The organism is Mesorhizobium sp. M0296 (genome assembly GCF_040321675.1).
GTDB lineage: Bacteria > Pseudomonadota > Alphaproteobacteria > Rhizobiales > Rhizobiaceae > Mesorhizobium.
Window position 1 is genome coordinate 46,408 of sequence record NZ_JAMYRZ010000012.1, and the last position, 16,583, is coordinate 62,990.

Below are 16,583 nucleotides of genomic sequence, written 5' to 3' on the forward strand. Positions count from 1 at the left end.
GATTTATCGGATCGCGTCCAGCGCCTGCCTTTGCGTGTGCATTTCGAGAAACACGCGGTAGTCGCGATCGAACCGGCCGGCGGCAGCCGGATTGGGCTCTCGCGTCCTGCCGCCCTGTTGCATGGCAACGCAGGCAGCGTTCAAATCGGGAAAAAGCCTGGCCGCGGTGGCGGCAATCATGCCGGTGCCGAGCAGCACCGCCTCATCCGCCAGCGGCTCGACCACCGTGCAGCCGGTGGCATCGGCATAGAGCTCCATCAACAGCGGGTTCTTGGTGTGGCCACCGGTGACGTGCAGCGTGTCGATCAGATAGCCGTTCTCGTTCAGCGCTTCCAGCACATGACGGACGCCAAGCGCGATGCTGACGGCGGTGCGCCAGTAGAGCTTGCACAGACTGTCGAAGGAGGCATCCAGCGTCAGCCCGCTGATGACGCCGACGGCATGCGGGTCGGCGAGCGGCGAGCGGTTACCGTGAAAATCGGGCAGTACGTGCAGCCTTGCGGCGAGGTTGTCGCCCTCGGCGGCGCGCAGCTCGGCGACGCGGTGGGCAATCCTGGCATGCATGGCGGCATCCGGCTCGCCGCCGGCGCCATGCCAGCGGATGATGTGGTCGAGCAGCGCGCCGGTGGCCGACTGGCCACCTTCCGACAGCCACAGGCCGGGAAGGCCTGCGCCATAATATGGGCCCCAGACACCGGCGAAAGGCTGCGGATCGGGCGACATCGCCATGACGCAACTCGACGTACCGGCAATCAGGGCCAGATGGCGGCCGATGTTCGTCGCGTCACCGGCGAAACCGCCGAGCACGCCAAGCGCGCCGGCATAGGCATCGATGACACCGGCGCCGACCCGGCATTTTTCGGTGAGGCCAAGCTCCGTCGCGGCTTGCGCGCCGAGCGGGCCGATATCGGCACCGACCGGGCTTGCCTTTTCCGGCAGGTTGCCGTGCTCAAAGATATCGCCGAGCCCGACGGCTTCGAAGAAGTCGCGCCGCCAGCCGGTCGCTTCATGGGCTAGATAGGTCCATTTGGCGGTCAGCGTGCATTGTGAACGGGAGAGCGAGCCGCTTGCCTTCCAGGTGAGGAAGTCGGTGAGGTCGAATAGACAGCCGGCTTCGTTCCATGTTCCGGGCAGGTTGCGCTTCAGCCACATCAGCTTCGGCGTCTCCATTTCCGGCGACATGACGCCGCCGATATAGTCGAGCACAGCGTGGCCGCTTTCAGTGCATTCGTCGGCCTCGGCAATTGCGCGATGGTCGAGCCAGACAATGGTGTCCCAGCGCCTTTCACCAGTGACGGACACGCTGAGCTGGCCGCCATGCCGGTCTCGCACCACCAGCGAGCACGTGGCATCAAAGGAGATGCCGACGATATCCTCGGCCCGCACGCCCGCCTTTTCGCGGGCAGCGCGGACGGCCATGCACACCGCCGACCATATATCCTGCGAATCGTGCTCGGCATGGTCGGCCTTCGGCCGTTGCATGGCGATCGGGTGCTCGGCGCGGCCGAGCAAGGCGCCACCGGTGTCGAGAATGCCGGCACGAGCGCTTCCGGTGCCGACATCGACCGCGCAAACGAAACTGTTGGTCAAGGTGTTCTTGCTCTCGCTCCCAGGCCTGCAATCAGATCGGGCAATTGCAGCATGTCAGCGAATATAAAGTCCGGCTCACTCGACGCAAGCCGCGCTTTCAATGCCGGGTTGCCGGTGTGCGAGCCGCCGGTGAAGGCAAGGACGCGCATGCCGGCCGCCCGCGCCGCTTCGATGCCGGCCGGGCTGTCCTCGACGACGAGGCAGTTTCGCGGGGCCGCTCTCATTTTATCTGCTGCATGGAGAAAGAGATCGGGCGCCGGTTTGCCCCGCGCCACCATGGCGGCGCTGAACAAATGCGGCTCCAGCAGCCCAAGCAACCCGGTGACGTCGAGCGCATAGCGGATGCGTTCCAGGGTGCCGGAGGAGGCGACGCAGCACGGTACGCCGAGTCTCGGCAGGACCTGTGCGATACCTGGCATCGGTTTCAGCTCCTCGCGGAATCTGCGCATCAGTTCGGAGCGCATCTCGGTCAGATGCTGCTCGGTGAGATCGAGCCCGAAGTCGCTTGCGAGGATTTCGCGGACGCTCTTCATGCTCTTGCCGAGGAAGTGCTCGTAGGCAATGTCCTCGCTGACGTTGCCACCGGCAAGCGCGATCATCTCCAGCAATGCCGAGACGGACAGCATCTCACTGTCCACCAGCACGCCGTCACAGTCGAAAATGACCAGTTCAGGCGTCATCGCGCTGGATCGGCTTCAGAGATCGCCGGCGAGATAGCGCGTCAGTGTCGCGCGCGCGCCGTCCGCCCACAGCAGTCTCAGCGCTTGGCCGAAGGCTTCAGCGAACGGCGGCGAGCGGCCGACATCGCCATAGATGTCCTCCATGGCAAGCCAGGCGGCAGGCATGTCCCTGGCCGCCTTGGCCGTCGCCTGCAACCGGCCCCAGTTCGGGTCGTTGGGCTCGGTGACGGCACCGGAATCCGTCGTGCCGAAGCAGTAGCGACACCAGAGCGCCGATTCCAGCGCAAGGCCGGTGACACTTTTGCCAGCCTTCAGCCGGTCGGCGATGGTCGGGATGATGAATTTCGGCTGGCGGTTGGAGCCGTCGAGGCAAAGCCGGCGTATGGTGTCGCCGATCTTCGGATTGGAGAAGCGGTGCTCGATGAGCTGGTAGTAATCTTCGAGGTCGGTGTCCGGAACCGGCGGCACGGTCGGGATGATTTCGTCATGCTCGAGCTTGTCGAGGAAGCCGCGTACCAGCGGCTCCTGCATCGCCTCATGGACGAAATGGATGTCCATCAGCCCGGCCGGATAGGCGATGGTCGCATGGCCGCCATTGAGGATGCGGATCTTCATCAGCTCATAGGGCGCGACGTCGCTGACGAACTGCACGCCGACCTTTTCCAGCGGCGGGCGGCCGTCGGTGAAACGGTCCTCCAGCACCCATTGCTTGAACGGTTCGCAAAACACCGGCCAATTGTCGTCGAGGCCGAACTCGCTGGAGAGAATGCCGCGCTCGCGGTCGGTGGTGGCCGGCGTGATGCGGTCGACCATGCCATTGGGAAAGGCAACGTTCTCGCTCACCCAGTTTGCCAAACCTTCGTCGATCAGCCGCGCAAGGCCGATGACGCCATCTGAGGTGACGTGGCCGTTATGGGGGATGTTGTCGCAGGACATGATTGTGAAGGGCACGATACCGTCGGCGCGGCGGCGCAGCAGCCCGGCGAGGACGAGGCCGAAGACGGTCTTCGGCGTCGCCCCCGGCTCAGCGTCGGCAACGATGTCGGGATGTGTCGGATTGAAGACGCCGGATGCCGGATCGATGAAATAGCCGCCCTCGGTAATGGTCAGGGAGACGATCTTGATCGCCGGATCGGCAAGCTGCTCGACGATTGCGGCCGCATCGCCCGGCACCAGGAATTCGATCATGACGCCGGTGACGCGCGCGCTCATATGGCCGCTGTCCTGCTCGACCACGGTGGTCAGCCAGTCCTGCTCCTGCAACTTGCCGCGGCCGACCTTCTCGCCCTCGAAGACGCCGGCGCCAACAATGGCCCAGTCGTGGCCGACACCCGAATTGAACAGATCGTCGAGATAGACGGCCTGGTGCGAGCGATGGAAATTGCCGACGCCGAAATGCACGATCCCGGCCTTGAGCGCGGCGCGATCATATTTCGGGCCGGCGACCTTGGGCGGCAGCTTGGCGAGGATGGAAGAAGAGAGTTTCACGGTCATCTGCTTTTACCCTTTAGCGGGACGGCTCTTCCCCCCGTGGAGGAGACGGGGGGAAGAGCGCCTTCGCCCCCTCAACTCATCCACTGGCCGCCATCGACATTATAGGTCTGGGCGACGATGTACTCGGCCTCATCGCTGGCCAGGAACACCGCCATGCCGGTGAGGTCTTGCGCCGTGCCCATGCGGCCATAAGGCACGGCTTCGCCGACCAGCCTCTTCTTCTCGCCCCTCGGCCGGTTCTCGAACTTGGCGAACAATGCATCGACATGGTCCCAATGCTCGCCGTCGACGACACCCGGGGCGATGGCATTGACGTTGATGCGGTGTTTGATCAGGTCGAGCCCTGCCGACTGGGTGAGCGAGATGACCGCGGCCTTGGTGGCGCAGTAGACGGCAACCACCGCCTCGCCGCGGCGCCCGGCCTGGCTTGCCATATTGATGATCTTGCCGCCCTTGCCCCGGGCAATCATAGAACGGGCGGCGGCCTGCAACGTAAACAGCGTGCCGGCGACGTTGACCGAAAATAATTTGTCGTAGCTTGTCTTGGTGATCTCGACGATCGGCGCCAAGTCGAACAAAGCAGCGTTGTTGATCAAGATATCGAGGCCGCCGGCCCTGGCTTCGACCGCCTTGACGGCCTCATCGATAGACGCGAGATCGGTGACGTCGAGCTTTACCGCGTAGGCATTGCGGCCGATTTCCGAAGCCGTCTTCTCGGCGGCTTCGAGGTTGATGTCGCCAATCGCGACCGTCGCCCCTTCGCGCATGTAGGCTTCGGCAAACGCCCTGCCGATGCCGCGCGCCGATCCGGTAATCAGCGCCGATTTACCCCGGAGCCTCATTGCAGCATCGCCTTCCCGTCGGCGCCGAAACGATGCAGCTTGGCCTTTTCCGGCGTCAGGTAGATTGTGTCGCCGTGATGGGCGGCCAACTCGCCGTCGGCACGCACCGTCAGCTGCCCGACACCATCCGCCTGGACGTGCAAAAACGTGTCGGAGCCGAGATGCTCGGCAACCCCGACCGTCGCCTTCCAGTCGCCTGACGTCTTCGAAATGTTCATATGCTCCGGGCGGATGCCAACTGTCTTGGCGCCATATTTGGCGGCCGGCGCGCCTTCGATCAGGTTCATCTTCGGCGAACCTATGAACCCGGCGACGAACAGGTTCTTCGGCGTCTTATAGAGCTCCATCGGCGAGCCGACCTGCTCGATATTGCCGGCATTGAGCACGACGATCTTGTCGGCCATGGTCATCGCCTCGATCTGGTCGTGGGTGACGTAGACCATGGTTGTCTTGAGCTGGTGATGCAGCTCGCTGATCTCCAGCCGCATGGTGCCGCGCAGCGCCGCGTCGAGATTGGACAAAGGCTCGTCGAACAGGAAGGCCGACGGCTGGCGCACGATGGCGCGGCCGATGGCGACGCGCTGCCGCTGGCCGCCGGAGAGCTGGCCGGGGCGGCGGTCGAGGTAGTTGGTGAGGTTCAGGATCCGCGCGGCGTCCTTCACCTTCTTGTCGATGGTCGCCTGGTCCTCGCCCGCCATCTTCAGCGGGAAGGCGATGTTCTTGGCCACCGTCATGTGCGGGTAGAGCGCATAGGACTGGAACACCATAGCCAGCTTGCGCTTGGCCGGCGCCTCGCCGGTGACGTCGCGACCATCGATGATGATGGTGCCGCCGCTGGTATCCTCGAGACCGGCGATCAGACGCAACAGGGTGGATTTGCCGCAGCCCGACGGGCCGACGAAGACGACGAACTCTCCGTCCTCGATGACCAGATCGAGGCCGGGGATGATGGACGTCGCCCCGAAGGATTTGGAGACGTTCTTGAGCGTGATGTTTCCCATGGTTTCCTCCCCCGAAGGGCTATCTTTTCGTTTTGCGTCAGGCGATGCCCGCTACTTTACCGCACCGAATGTCAGGCCTCGGACCAGCTGCTTCTGGCTGAACCAGCCCATGATCAGGATCGGCGCGATCGCCAGCGTCGAGGCGGCCGAAAGCTTGGCCCAGAACAGCCCCTGCGGGCTGGAGAAGGAGCTGATGAAAGCGGTGAGCGGCGCGGCCTCGGTGGTGGTCAGCCGGATCGTCCAGAACGCCTCGTTCCAGGCGAGAATGATGTTGAGCAGCATGGTCGAGGCGATGCCGGGGACCGCCATCGGCGTCAGCACGTAGATGATCTCGTTCCAGAGCGATGCGCCGTCCATGCGCGCCGCTTCCAGGATCTCCCCCGGGATCTCGCGAAAATAGGTGTAAAGCATCCAGACCACGATCGGCAGGTTGATCAGCATCAGCATGACCATCAGGCCGATGCGGCTGTCGAGCAGACCGGTATCGCGGAAGATCAGATAGATCGGAAACAGCACGGCGACGGCCGGCATCATCTTGGTGGAAAGCATCCACATCAGGATGTCCTTGGTGCGTTTGCCCGGCGAAAACGCCATCGACCATGCCGCCGGTATGGCGACGAGCAGAGCCAGGATGGTCGAGCCGACCGACAGGAACACCGAGTTCAGGAAGAATTTGAAATAGCCGTTCTGCGCCTGGACCTCGGAATAGCTCTCCGTGGTTCCCGACGGGAACAGGTTGAAGCCCTGGATAGCCTCCTGCTCCGACTTGAACGAGGTGATGATCGTATAGAGGATCGGGAAGAAGATCAGCAGCGCGACGATCCAGGCGGCCGCGGTAGCAATCGTCTTGTGCTGGGTGGTGACTGCACGTGCCATCTTATCCTCCCTTATTTATCCAGGTTCTTGCCGACAGCGCGCATAGCGAAGAAAGCAACGATGTTGGCGAGAATGACGGCAATGATACCGCCGGCGGACGCCTGGCCGATTTTGAACTCCAGCAATGCCTTCTGATAGACGAGGAAGGGCAGGTTGGTGGAGGCGTAACCCGGGCCGCCGTTGGTGGTGACGAGGATCTCGGCATAGACCGACAGCAGGAAGATCGTCTGGATCAGGATGACGACGGTTATGGCGCGCGACATGTGAGGCAGCGTCAAATAGATGAAGCGGCTGATGAAGCCGGCGCCGTCCATTTCGGCGGCTTCCTTCTGCTCGACGTCGAGCGACTGAAGCGCGGTCAACAGGATCAGCGTAGCAAACGGCAGCCATTGCCAGGCAACGATGATGATGATCGCCAGGAGCGGGTGCTGCCCGAACCAATCGATCGGCTGCCCGCCGAAGAAGCGCGCAATATCGGCGAAAACCCCGTACTGCGGATGCATGATCATGTTCTTCCAGACCAGTGCTGCCACCGGTGGCATGACGAAGAACGGCGAGATGACAAGGATGCGGACGATGCCCTGTCCCCACATCGGCTGATCGAGCAGAAGGGCGAGCAGAATACCGCCAATCACCGTGATCAAAAGCACGCTGACGACGATGGTGAGCGTGTTGAGGATCGACTGCAGGAATGCCGGGTTGGAATAGAACAGCGCGTAGTTCGAAAACCCGACGAAGCCGTCGCGCATTGGATTGAGCGGGTTGTATTGCTGGAAGGAAAACCACAGCGTGAATGCCAGCGGCACAATCATCCAGACCAGCAGCAGCACCACGGATGGCGCCATCATGAAACGGGCAAGCGAACGGGTCTGCTGAGTAGCCATGACGGTCACCCTTCGAGGTCGGCCAAGTTTTTCAGCGGTGTGAAAGCTGGCCGCCCGAACTGGGATTCGGGCGGCCGTTGCCGGTCGCCATTGGCAACCGGCACCGGGAGGAGCTTACTTGATGTAACCGCCTTCGGTCATCGTCGCGGTGGCGGCGTCCTGCGCCTGCTTCAAGGCATCGTCGACGCTCGACTGGCCGGCAAGTGCCGCCGAGAAGAGCTGGCCGACGGTGGTGCCGAGGCCCTGGAACTCAGGAATGGCGACGAACTGGACGCCGACATAAGGCACCGGCTTGACGGTCGGGTGCGTCGGATCGGCGGAGTTGATCGAGTCCAGCGTCATCTTGGCGAAAGGTGCTGCCTTCTGGTATTCGGGATTGGCATAGAGCGACGAGCGCGTTCCCGGCGGAACATTGGCCCAGCCTTCCTTCGAGGCGACGAGCTCGGCATAGTGCTTGCTGGTTGCCCAGGATACGAACTTTTGAGCGGCGTCGGCCTTCTGCGTGCCGGCGGGGATGGCTAGCGACCATGCCCACAGCCAATTGCCGCGCTTGCCGAGGCCGTTGTCCGGCGCCAGCGCATAGCCGACCTTGTCGGCGACGGTGGAGTTCTTCGGGTCGGAAACGAAGGAGGCAGCGACGGTAGCGTCGATCCACATGCCGCATTTGCCCTGCTGGAACAGCGCCAGGTTTTCGTTGAACCCATTGGACGACGCGCCCTCGGGGCCGTCGGCTTTCATCAGGTCGACATAGAACTGCAGCGTGTTCTTCCATTCGGGCTGGTCGAATTGCGGCTTCCAGTTCTCGTCGAACCAGCGCGCGCCGAACGAGTTCGACATGGCGGTCAGGAAGGCCATGTTCTCGCCCCAGCCGGCCTTGCCGCGCAGGCAGACGCCGTTCACGCCGTTGGCGCGGTCGGTCATCTTGTCGGCGGCCTGCTTGATGAAGTCCCAGGTCGGTGCATCGGGCATCTTGAGCCCGGCCTTGTCCATCAGGTCCTTGCGGTACATGACGAAGGAGCTTTCGCCGTAGAACGGGGCTGCGTAGAGCTTGCCGTCGACCGACAGGCCGCCGGCTATGGCCGGGATGATGTCCTTGACGTCGTAATCGTCGCCGAGTTTGTCGAGCGGCAAAAGCCAGTTCTGCTTGGCCCAGATCGGCACTTCATAGGTGCCGATAGTCATCACGTCGTACTGGCCACCCTTGGTGGCGATGTCGGTGGTGACGCGCTCGCGCAGGACGTTTTCCTCGAGCGTGACCCACTGCAGCTGAATGTCGGGATTTTTGGCGGTGAAGTCGTCGGTCAGCTTCTGCATGCGGACCATGTCGCCATTGTTGACCGTGGCGATCGTGATGGATTCGGCATGCGCGGCGAAAGCGAGCGCGCTGGCCGAGAACAGGCCTAGGGTGAACGTGCGAAGTTTCATCAAAATTCCTCTCATAAACCAAGATGAGCATTTGCCTTGGCTGTGAGCAATTACTCACTTACGATGAATTATGTCAAGACGGATTCGTTGCTGCAGCGCAGCACGCCGGGTCTCGTGCAGCGGCAAGCCTGGGACGTTTGCGGCATGCCTGACGAAGGATTCGGCCGGGCTGATTGGGCCCGGCGCTTTGCTATCGGGCTTGCTGGGATTCAGCCTACTGGCAAGCGATCTCGCTCAGGATCCAATCGCGGAAGGCGCGGATCTTCGGCACGTTGCGTCGTGCCGTCGGATAGACCAGCCAATAGGCGTGGCCGTCGTCACCGACCAGATCAAAGGGCTGGATCAGGCGGCCGTCGGCAAGTTCGGTCTTGAACAGCGCCTTGGTAACGATCGCCACGCCGTGGCCGGCAATCGCGGCATTGGCCTCGTAGGCCTGCGCGCCCATGCTGGTGCCGGGACGCTTGGCCAGCTCCTCGACCGGCAGGCCGGCGGCGGCAAACCAGTCCCGCCACCAGATGTCACCCGGGTCGAGGATCGGCAGCCGCAGCAGGTCGGCCGGCTCCTTGACGCCGCCGATGCTTGCCGCGAGCTTTGGACTAAGGACCGGCGTGAAATCGGCCCTGAAAAGCATATGGGTCTCGACGCCCGGCCAGTTGCCGCCGCCGGAGCGGATGGCGATGTCGATATCCTCTCTGGCAAAGTCGACAACCCTGTTCGAAGTATCGACGCGCACCGCCAGCGACGGATGCGCGACCTGGAACGAACCGAGATGCTGCGCCAGCCAATTGGAGGCAAATGTCAGCAGCGTCGAAACGCAAAGCACGCCGTCGGCGCCAGTGCGCGCGGCGGCATAAGCGCCGCTCAACAGCGCGAACGCCTCGCTGACCGCGGGCGCCAGGCGCTGGCCGGGTTCGGTCAGCACGATCTGTTTTGGCTGGCGCAAGAACAGGGGCGCGCCGATGCGCTCCTCCAGAAGCTTGATCTGATAGCTTGCCGCCGCCTGCGTCATGCCAAGCTCCTGGGCGGCCTTGGTGAACGAGAGATGCCGCGCCACCGCCTCGAACACCCGGATCGCCTGAAGCGGAGGAAGCTGCGAAACCAGCTGTCGTGAATTGAGCTCCGGCATAAGCCCTCCTTATGGGCAGTGATCGACGTTTGATTGGCGGCACCGGCCGGTCCTACCGATATTTCGTATTGAAGATCAATTACGCCTAGAGATAGCGAAGGCTGACGATCATGACCACAATACAGGAAAAGCTGCTTCTTGCTCCAGCCCATGGCTGGTTTTCACAGTTGGCGCGGGGATTGGCAAGGCACGCGGCGCGGAAACGGGCCTATCTCGACGTCCGGGAGCTGCCGCCGCATCTGCAGCGCGACATGGGCTTTCTCGACGGCAACGATCCTTGCGGCCGGCACCAGTAGTGCCGCTCGTTTTATCGGGGCTTCAGGGGCGTTTCGATTTCCCATGATCGTTTCCGACCGCCAGCGGCTCGGAGATCATGCGCCCGCAAGCAAGGCGGCGGCGGTCCGCTCATCGGTGATGAGGCCATTGACCAGCCGCCGGTTGACGGCGGCGAAGATGCCCGGCAGCTTGCGGTCGCCCATGGCAAGCGCGATCACCAGCGACTTTTCGCGCGACGGCAGCGGTGCCGACGACACCCGATCATTGGTGATGCCCTCGATCATGCGGCCGTCACGATCGAATACCCAGCCGACGATCTCGGCGACGCCGCCGGCCTTCTGCAGCGCCTTTAATTCACCCTCCGAAATGAAGCCGTCCTCGTAAAGCGGCGCCTTCGGGCCGAGATCGCCGATGCCGACAAAGGTGACGTCGGCCTCGGCCGCAAGCGCCAGCGTCGGCTGGATCATCGGCTGGCTGAGCAGCATCTCGCGCTCCTCGGGCGAGGAAGCGATGACCGGCAAAGGCATCGGAAACGAACGCGCCTTGACCCTGTCGGCCATGGTGAAGATGACGTTGTAGAAGGCCGCCGAGCCGTCCGGCGAGATGTTGCCGGTGAGCGATACCACCTTGTGCTGCGGGCATTCCATCGGCGGCAGTTGCTCGATCGCGGCCTTCAGCGTGCGGCCGGTGCCGATCGCCATGACGATCGGCACCGGCGACCGCAGCCGCCGTTCGATCTCGGCCGCCGCCGCCTCGGCGACGCCGATGACGGTGGAGGAAGAAGAAGGGTCGCTCGGCACCACCTCGACCAGATCGAGCGCAAAGCGCGATTTCAGCCGTGCCGCAAGGTCGAGGCAATTGGCGATCGGATGGTCGACGCGCACCTTGATCAGCCCTTCAGAGACTGCGAGCGACACCAGGCGCTGCGCCGTCTGCCGCGAGATGCCAAGCGTGGCGGCGATCTGGTCCTGGGTGTTGCCTGCGACATAATAGAGCCAGCCGGCACGCGCCGCGTCGTCCAGCCTGTTGCCGCCGCTGTCCTGCCGCGAATTCAAGTTCCTGCCTCCCAACCCCGCCGAGCATAAGAGGCGGAGCGCAGTAGTTTCGCAGGGAATGAACTTGCGCGCAATTGCCGATTGTAAGAGCAATTGCCTAGTGGTGAAACTTGGTGTTTGGAGCGAAGTGACAGGTCGACCCAGTCTCGTTGCAACAGCAAGGCTGTCGAGGTTGCACCAATCCCGGTTCTAAAGCGCGTTGCGTTCGATCGGCCTCATGCGACACGTTTTAGGTTGCTTTTTATGCATGTCGTCATCGCAAAACCGCTGCACACTTTGCGCGACATGCATTAGCGGGGACGCGGCGGTTTATCTCGTGCGCTAAACGCTTTAAGGAATTTTTTGAGAATGGAGCCTTGCATGACGCCGAAAGCGGTTTTCTGGGATATGGACGGCACGCTGGTCGACAGCGAGCCGCTGCACGAGGCGGCGCTGATTGCGGCGCTGCACAGCGTCGGCATCGCGCCGCCGGCCGACCTGCATGAGCGCGTGCTCGGCATCGCCGCATGGCCGGTCTACGAAATGCTGCGCGACGAATTCGGCCTCGACCTGCCTTTCGACGACTGGATTGTGCGCAAATACGATCACTACCTGCCGATGGCCGAAACGCTGACGCCACGCACCGGCGCGATCGAGATTTTCAATGAGCTGCGCGCGCTTGGCGTGCCGCAAGCGGTGGTGTCCAACTCGGACAGACTGATCGTCGATGCCAATCTGCGCGCCGTAGGCCTCGTATATCCCGGCATGAAGACGGTCAGCCGCAACGACGTGCGTGAAGGCAAGCCGCATGCCGAACCTTTCCTGCGCGCCGCCTGGTTGGCCGACGTCGATCCCGCCGAGGCCGTGGCGGTCGATGACAGCGTGACCGGCGCCACGGCGGGGCTGGCAGCTGGAATGAAGACGATCTTCTGGCCAGAGGTGCCCATGGAGGGGCCGCCGGGGGCGATTGTCATCAACAGCGCCGGCGAATTGCGGGCCGAACTCGGGCTTTAAGGCAGGCCCGGCGGGACCGCGCTCAACTCCGGTAGGCAGGCTCCTGCTCGTCGAGGATCGCCTTCAGTTCGGAAAGGTGGCGCTCGGCCTGGCCGGGATAGTCTTCCTGTTCCCTTGCCGCTTTCTCCGCGATCTCATCCGACAGAACCCGCAGCGGCCGGCCGGTCCACAGCGCCTTGATATAGGTTTCGGCGGCGCGCTCGAAATAGAACATGCGGTTGAAGGTGTCGGCGACGCTGTCGCCGATGACCAGCACGCCATGGTTGCCCATCACCATCACCTTGACCTTCGGGTCGACAAGAAGCTGCGAGCAGCGCTCGCCCTCTTCCTCGAAGGCCAGCCCGCCATAATGAGCGTCGACGACATGGCGGTTGAAGAAGATTGCCGAGTTCTGGTCGACCGGCGGCAGCGTCGAGTCGGCGAGCGAGGCAAGCACGGTGGCGTGGATCGAGTGGACATGCATGACGCAGCGCGCATGACGCACGTTGCGATGAATGGCACCATGCAGGCCCCACGCCGTCGGGTCGGGCGCATTCGGGCCGACCAGCGTGTCGGGATCATTGGCGTCGATCAGAAGCAGATCGCTCGCCTTGATGCGCGAGAAATGCACCTGGTTGGGGTTCATCAGGAATTGCGAACCATTGTCGTTGACGGCCAGTGAGAAATGGTTGGCCACCGCCTCGTGCATGTTAAGCCGCGCCGTCCAGCGGAAGGCGCAAGCGAGGTCGACGCGCTCCTCATAGAACGGCAGGTTGGTCAGCACTTCCTTCTGCAGGCGCGTGATGCTCATCGTAAACCTCCGTGAAAGAAGCAAGGATGCCGCGCGGCTGGAACACGCGCAACCGGTTTCGTTTGGTACAGGCGAGCGCCGTTATGCCGCCGTGCTGGTGGCCGCGCCGACCCGAAGCCCGCCATGCTCGACGATGAAATCGATCACCTGCTGCAGGCCCTTGCCGCGCGACAGGTCGGTGAAGCCGAACGGCCGCTTGCCGCGCATGCGGGCAGCATCGCTCTCCATGATTTCGAGATTGACGTTCACGTAGGGAGCGAGATCACTCTTGTTGATGACCAGGAAGTCGGACCGGGTGATCGCCGGGCCGCCCTTCCTCGGGATTTCCTCGCCCTGACAGACCGAGATGACATAGAGCGTCAGGTCGGCAAGGTCCGGAGAAAACGTGGCAGCGAGGTTGTCGCCGCCCGATTCGATGAAGACGACATCGAGATCCGGGAATTTCTTGGTCATCTCGGCGATCGCTTGCAGATTGATAGAGGCGTCCTCGCGGATGGCGGTGTGCGGGCAGCCGCCGGTTTCAACACCCATGATGCGATCCTCGGGCAGCGCCTGAAGCCGGGCCAGCATCATGGCATCTTCCTTGGTGTAGATGTCGTTGGTGACGACGGCGATCGAGAACTCGTCGCGCAGCGCCTTGCAAAGCTTTTCGGTGAGCGTCGTCTTGCCGGAGCCGACCGGGCCGCCGATGCCGATGCGAAGAGGACCGTTGGCTTGTGTCATCTAGGGAACTCCGTGATGGCAAGAATGGCGAAGCCGAGCCCGATCAACAGACAGAGCGGCGAATAGTAGCTGACATCAAGCCGCGCGAAAGGCTGTTCGGGCGCCAGCCGGCGCCACCAAGGCGTGAAGCCGGCAATGCCGCGCGCCAGGAAGACCAGTGCGATGAGCAGCGCTGTGGCGGCAAGCCCTGCCTTGGGAAAGGGCGTAGCAAACACACCTTCGAGCGCCATGGGCCACAGTGTCGCCAGGCCCAGGCATGCGGCAACGGCGAAGCTGGCGAAGGGTGCCGGCATCTCGTCGACGCCGCGAAAGCCGATGACCGCGCGAGCGCAGGAGGCGGCGTCCCTGCCCGGCCAGATGCCGCCAATGCCCCAATAAACATGCAGCGTGGTGATCAGCAGCAGGACCAGCGAGAGCGCGAAGGCGAGAATGATCATGAGCTCAGACCCGAGGCAAACAGGTAGCTTCCGCCAACTTTGAAATTCCAGCCACCATTGTCCTCGCTATGGTCAGGCCTGAACCGCAGTGTTGCGCCACCAGCAAAACGAATTTCTGCTTGTTGCCGAAATCCACGCAACTGTGTCCCGACGACTATGGTCCCGATCATCAATTCGATTTCCTTGGCGATCCGACGTGGATTGTCTGACGAGCGCAGACTATAGCCGTTGGGACCACGCAACTCCCATGCAGCGGAGGCCAAAAAGAGATCGCGCTTGGCAATCCTGGAATAACCAGTGCGACGTTTGCCGCTCCTGCGCTTTGCGTAGCGACGCGGCTCAGTTGCACCAAACCCGAGGTTGATCGTCGATCCGATCGAATGCCCGACCACACAGACCGACAACTGGCGAACGCCATTGAGTGCCTCGACAAGGTGAAGCCTGTTCGCGCTGAGGCTCATGAGCGGAACAGCCGCGAATATTGCGTCTCGTGCTTCATCGCCATGATGTCCGAGACGAACGCGCAGCCGCCGAGATCGTCAAGCGTCGAGCCGGAAGCGCGAGCGGCAGTTTCCAACGCCAGTGGCTCGAAGCCGGCGAGCAGCGCCGTCGCTCCGGTCTGGCCGATGACGCCGAGCCGGATCGCGGCCTGGACGAGATTGGAGAAGAAGGCCTGCAGAAAGGCCGCCAGGGCGTCCCGCAGCGCAATGCCGTGATCGCCGGCAACGGCGCCGACGGCAACGCAATAGGCACATTCGGCCGGCAGGCGATCCAGCACCTGGCACGGCCAGGCGAAGGCCGCCTTCAGGAAAGCAGCGCCCTGCAGCATGGTCTCGGCATGGCGCTCGCGCGAGCCTGCCAGAGCTTCGGCAAGGGCGACGATTTCATCGAGATCGCCGGTTTCGCGCGCCCTGCGCCAGCTTTCGGCAAACAGCACCGCATCATTCCAGCCCGAACCCATCTCGACCAGCGTTTCCAGCCACGCGGCGAGCTCTTTGCTGTCGGCAACCAGCCCGGCATGCACGGCTTGCTCGAGACCATGGCTGTAGGAAAAGCCGCCGACCGGGAAGGAAGGCGACAGCCACGCCATCAGCCGCAACAAAGCAATATTGGAAGGCTGGGCAACGTTGGAAGGCTGGTCAGTCATGGTCATGGTCATGCGAATGGCTGTGGGAATGCGATTCGCTATGGGTATGGGAATGCGCTTCGGCGTGGCTGTGCGCATGCGCCTCGGCATGAGCGTGGCCGTGGCCGCCATGCCCGGAATAGGCGCCGCGCACCGGCTTGAACGGCTCGGAGACGTCGCTCACCGTGGCGCCCAATCCCTCCAGCATCGCCTTGATGACATGGTCGCGCAGAATGAGGATGCGCCCAGCTTCGATGGCGGCTGCGAGATGGCGGTTGCCGATGTGCCAGGCAAGCTCTGCCAGATGGACAGGGTCGCTGGCCCTGATATCGTAAAGCGGCTCTTCGGCCGCGATGATCTCGATGTGGCGGCCATCCTCCAGCACCAGCCGGTCACCATGGTTCAAGCTCACCGGTTCGGGCAGGTCGACCAGCACCTTGTCGTTACGCACCGTTTCGATGGCGCGGCGGCGCAGATGCCGCTCGTCATGGGCAAGCACCGCACTGTCGTATGGCGTGGTGGTTCCGGCTTCGCCTGCGGCCAGGACGGAGACGGCGCGCGGGAATTTGGTGAAGTCGGTGCGAATATCGAGCTTCATGTAAAAACTGCCTCTCCCAAAAAGCCTAGCCTATCGCGTCCGCCGCCCCAATGGGGCTCAGACGATCGTGTCGAAGAGCCGCAGGATGAACGATATCTGATAGACGAGCGCGCCGGCGACAAAGGCGATGTGAAAGCGGCGGTCGCGCAGCAGGATCGCAATGACGCAAAGCGCGACGAAAACCGGCGTGCGGATCAGATATTCGACACCAAAATGGGCGAAATGCTCCGGCCCTTTCAGCAGCGTATCGATTACGTCGAGCAGATAGGTCGCCGCCAGCAGGCCGAAGAACCAGGCCCGGCGCGAATAAAAGAAATCCTCATAGCTGGTGTAGTCCAGCATCGAATCCGGAAACAGCAGCGCGCAGAGCAGGAACAGCGTGACGGCGTAGAAGATGATGAACAGGTATTTGCCGAAGGTCCAATTCTCGATCTGGAACAGGCCGAACTCCCACCACCAGAAATGCACCAGCATTAAAAGCACCGACGCAACCCAGGCGAGGTGCACGGGATAGAGCCGGTATTGGCCGGGATGCTGGACGATGCGGGCGACCCCCGACAGCAGGCGGGTGACGCCGAGGCCGATCACCATGCCCAGGACGATGCGGATATGCGGGAAAATGTCGTGGGCGTAGGGGAGTTGCGGGTCCATAGGCCTGGCGCGGCAT

General features: G+C 62.8%; 19 protein-coding genes. 2 read left to right on the plus strand and 17 right to left on the minus strand.

The features are described from left to right. Positions 1 to 3: 3 nt before the first annotated feature. From NKI97_RS13990 to gcvA, 9 genes are all read right to left on the minus strand, one after another. Complete coding sequence (locus tag NKI97_RS13990; protein WP_352449474.1) at positions 4 to 1,590, minus strand: FGGY-family carbohydrate kinase; 1,587 nt, start codon at positions 1,588 to 1,590, stop codon at positions 4 to 6. After that, the gene (locus tag NKI97_RS13995; protein ID WP_352449475.1) at positions 1,587 to 2,270 is read right to left on the minus strand and encodes an HAD family hydrolase; all 684 of its coding nucleotides are present in this window, start codon (positions 2,268 to 2,270) and stop codon (positions 1,587 to 1,589) included. Before NKI97_RS13995 ends, NKI97_RS13990 begins: the two co-directional genes overlap by 4 nt. A 15-nt stretch (positions 2,271 to 2,285) precedes the next feature. Beyond that, positions 2,286 to 3,764: a mannitol dehydrogenase family protein gene (locus tag NKI97_RS14000; RefSeq protein WP_352449476.1), complete on the minus strand. Its 1,479-nt coding sequence runs from the start codon at positions 3,762 to 3,764 to the stop codon at positions 2,286 to 2,288. A 71-nt stretch (positions 3,765 to 3,835) separates the two neighbouring features. Then, positions 3,836 to 4,606, minus strand: a complete 771-nt coding sequence (locus NKI97_RS14005) for an L-iditol 2-dehydrogenase (protein WP_352449477.1) — start codon at positions 4,604 to 4,606, stop codon at positions 3,836 to 3,838. Continuing rightward, entirely contained in the window at positions 4,603 to 5,607 is a 1,005-nt protein-coding gene (locus NKI97_RS14010) for an ABC transporter ATP-binding protein (RefSeq protein WP_023676991.1), read from the minus strand. Before NKI97_RS14010 ends, NKI97_RS14005 begins: the two co-directional genes overlap by 4 nt. A gap of 51 nt (positions 5,608 to 5,658) precedes the next feature. Beyond that, on the minus strand, positions 5,659 to 6,483 hold the full coding sequence (locus NKI97_RS14015) for a carbohydrate ABC transporter permease (RefSeq protein WP_023676992.1): 825 nt from the start codon (positions 6,481 to 6,483) through the stop codon (positions 5,659 to 5,661). An 11-nt stretch (positions 6,484 to 6,494) separates the two neighbouring features. Next, positions 6,495 to 7,367: a carbohydrate ABC transporter permease gene (locus NKI97_RS14020; protein WP_023676993.1), complete on the minus strand. Its 873-nt coding sequence runs from the start codon at positions 7,365 to 7,367 to the stop codon at positions 6,495 to 6,497. 114 nt (positions 7,368 to 7,481) lie between these two features. Then, a complete protein-coding gene (locus tag NKI97_RS14025; protein WP_352449478.1) occupies positions 7,482 to 8,792 on the minus strand; it encodes an ABC transporter substrate-binding protein in 1,311 nt (436 codons plus the stop codon). Positions 8,793 to 9,006: 214 nt separating this feature from the next. Then, the gene (gcvA, locus tag NKI97_RS14030; RefSeq protein ID WP_292662413.1) at positions 9,007 to 9,918 is read right to left on the minus strand and encodes a transcriptional regulator GcvA; all 912 of its coding nucleotides are present in this window, start codon (positions 9,916 to 9,918) and stop codon (positions 9,007 to 9,009) included. A gap of 110 nt (positions 9,919 to 10,028) precedes the next feature. Between gcvA and NKI97_RS14035 the strand changes: the two genes are divergently transcribed. Beyond that, the gene (locus NKI97_RS14035) at positions 10,029 to 10,214 is read left to right on the plus strand and encodes a hypothetical protein (protein ID WP_023676996.1); all 186 of its coding nucleotides are present in this window, start codon (positions 10,029 to 10,031) and stop codon (positions 10,212 to 10,214) included. A 75-nt stretch (positions 10,215 to 10,289) separates the two neighbouring features. On the opposite strand, the gene NKI97_RS14040 is transcribed toward NKI97_RS14035, so the two are convergent. After that, the gene (locus NKI97_RS14040; RefSeq protein ID WP_023676997.1) at positions 10,290 to 11,249 is read right to left on the minus strand and encodes a sugar-binding transcriptional regulator; all 960 of its coding nucleotides are present in this window, start codon (positions 11,247 to 11,249) and stop codon (positions 10,290 to 10,292) included. 360 nt (positions 11,250 to 11,609) lie between these two features. Between NKI97_RS14040 and NKI97_RS14045 the strand changes: the two genes are divergently transcribed. Further along, positions 11,610 to 12,242 carry an HAD family hydrolase gene (locus NKI97_RS14045; RefSeq protein ID WP_352771149.1) on the plus strand — a complete coding sequence of 211 codons (633 nt, stop codon included), beginning with the start codon at positions 11,610 to 11,612 and terminating at the stop codon, positions 12,240 to 12,242. 22 nt (positions 12,243 to 12,264) lie between these two features. On the opposite strand, the gene NKI97_RS14050 is transcribed toward NKI97_RS14045, so the two are convergent. The 7 genes from NKI97_RS14050 to NKI97_RS14080 all read right to left on the minus strand — a co-directional run bounded on the left by NKI97_RS14050 (position 12,265) and on the right by NKI97_RS14080 (position 16,567). Beyond that, positions 12,265 to 13,032 carry a class II aldolase and adducin N-terminal domain-containing protein gene (locus tag NKI97_RS14050; protein WP_352834699.1) on the minus strand — a complete coding sequence of 256 codons (768 nt, stop codon included), beginning with the start codon at positions 13,030 to 13,032 and terminating at the stop codon, positions 12,265 to 12,267. An 81-nt stretch (positions 13,033 to 13,113) separates the two neighbouring features. Continuing rightward, on the minus strand, positions 13,114 to 13,755 hold the full coding sequence (gene ureG, locus NKI97_RS14055; protein WP_352449482.1) for an urease accessory protein UreG: 642 nt from the start codon (positions 13,753 to 13,755) through the stop codon (positions 13,114 to 13,116). Next, positions 13,752 to 14,192, minus strand: coding sequence for a DUF3995 domain-containing protein (locus NKI97_RS14060; RefSeq protein ID WP_352834702.1), 441 nt, complete (start codon positions 14,190 to 14,192; stop codon positions 13,752 to 13,754). Before NKI97_RS14060 ends, ureG begins: the two co-directional genes overlap by 4 nt. Continuing rightward, positions 14,189 to 14,653 (minus strand): hypothetical protein, encoded by a 465-nt coding sequence (locus NKI97_RS14065; RefSeq protein WP_352449484.1) that lies wholly within the window; start codon positions 14,651 to 14,653, stop codon positions 14,189 to 14,191. The genes NKI97_RS14060 and NKI97_RS14065 overlap by 4 nt, the downstream gene beginning before the upstream one ends. Beyond that, positions 14,650 to 15,351: an urease accessory protein UreF gene (locus NKI97_RS14070; protein ID WP_502907101.1), complete on the minus strand. Its 702-nt coding sequence runs from the start codon at positions 15,349 to 15,351 to the stop codon at positions 14,650 to 14,652. The genes NKI97_RS14065 and NKI97_RS14070 overlap by 4 nt, the downstream gene beginning before the upstream one ends. Continuing rightward, entirely contained in the window at positions 15,332 to 15,916 is a 585-nt protein-coding gene (gene ureE / locus NKI97_RS14075; RefSeq protein ID WP_352449486.1) for an urease accessory protein UreE, read from the minus strand. Before ureE ends, NKI97_RS14070 begins: the two co-directional genes overlap by 20 nt. Before the next feature lie 57 nt (positions 15,917 to 15,973). Beyond that, positions 15,974 to 16,567, minus strand: coding sequence for a hypothetical protein (locus NKI97_RS14080; protein WP_023677004.1), 594 nt, complete (start codon positions 16,565 to 16,567; stop codon positions 15,974 to 15,976). Positions 16,568 to 16,583: the final 16 nt, after the last annotated feature.

Bases quoted from the DNA above. Each gene is read 5' to 3' on its own strand.
- NKI97_RS13995 (WP_352449475.1), bottom strand. From the start codon at position 2,270: ATGACGCCTGAACTGGTCATTTTCGACTGTGACGGCGTGCTGGTGGAC.
- NKI97_RS14000 (WP_352449476.1), bottom strand. From the start codon at position 3,764: ATGACCGTGAAACTCTCTTCTTCCATCCTCGCCAAGCTGCCGCCCAAG.
- NKI97_RS14005 (WP_352449477.1), bottom strand. From the start codon at position 4,606: ATGAGGCTCCGGGGTAAATCGGCGCTGATTACCGGATCGGCGCGCGGC.
- NKI97_RS14010 (WP_023676991.1), bottom strand. From the start codon at position 5,607: ATGGGAAACATCACGCTCAAGAACGTCTCCAAATCCTTCGGGGCGACG.
- NKI97_RS14015 (WP_023676992.1), bottom strand. From the start codon at position 6,483: ATGGCACGTGCAGTCACCACCCAGCACAAGACGATTGCTACCGCGGCC.
- NKI97_RS14020 (WP_023676993.1), bottom strand. From the start codon at position 7,367: ATGGCTACTCAGCAGACCCGTTCGCTTGCCCGTTTCATGATGGCGCCA.
- NKI97_RS14025 (WP_352449478.1), bottom strand. From the start codon at position 8,792: ATGAAACTTCGCACGTTCACCCTAGGCCTGTTCTCGGCCAGCGCGCTC.
- gcvA (WP_292662413.1), bottom strand. From the start codon at position 9,918: ATGCCGGAGCTCAATTCACGACAGCTGGTTTCGCAGCTTCCTCCGCTT.
- NKI97_RS14035 (WP_023676996.1), top strand. From the start codon at position 10,029: ATGACCACAATACAGGAAAAGCTGCTTCTTGCTCCAGCCCATGGCTGG.
- NKI97_RS14045 (WP_352771149.1), top strand. From the start codon at position 11,610: ATGACGCCGAAAGCGGTTTTCTGGGATATGGACGGCACGCTGGTCGAC.
- NKI97_RS14050 (WP_352834699.1), bottom strand. From the start codon at position 13,032: ATGAGCATCACGCGCCTGCAGAAGGAAGTGCTGACCAACCTGCCGTTC.
- ureG (WP_352449482.1), bottom strand. From the start codon at position 13,755: ATGACACAAGCCAACGGTCCTCTTCGCATCGGCATCGGCGGCCCGGTC.
- NKI97_RS14060 (WP_352834702.1), bottom strand. From the start codon at position 14,192: ATGATCATTCTCGCCTTCGCGCTCTCGCTGGTCCTGCTGCTGATCACC.
- NKI97_RS14065 (WP_352449484.1), bottom strand. From the start codon at position 14,653: ATGAGCCTCAGCGCGAACAGGCTTCACCTTGTCGAGGCACTCAATGGC.
- NKI97_RS14070 (WP_502907101.1), bottom strand. From the start codon at position 15,351: ATGACCATGACCATGACTGACCAGCCTTCCAACGTTGCCCAGCCTTCC.
- ureE (WP_352449486.1), bottom strand. From the start codon at position 15,916: ATGAAGCTCGATATTCGCACCGACTTCACCAAATTCCCGCGCGCCGTC.
- NKI97_RS14080 (WP_023677004.1), bottom strand. From the start codon at position 16,567: ATGGACCCGCAACTCCCCTACGCCCACGACATTTTCCCGCATATCCGC.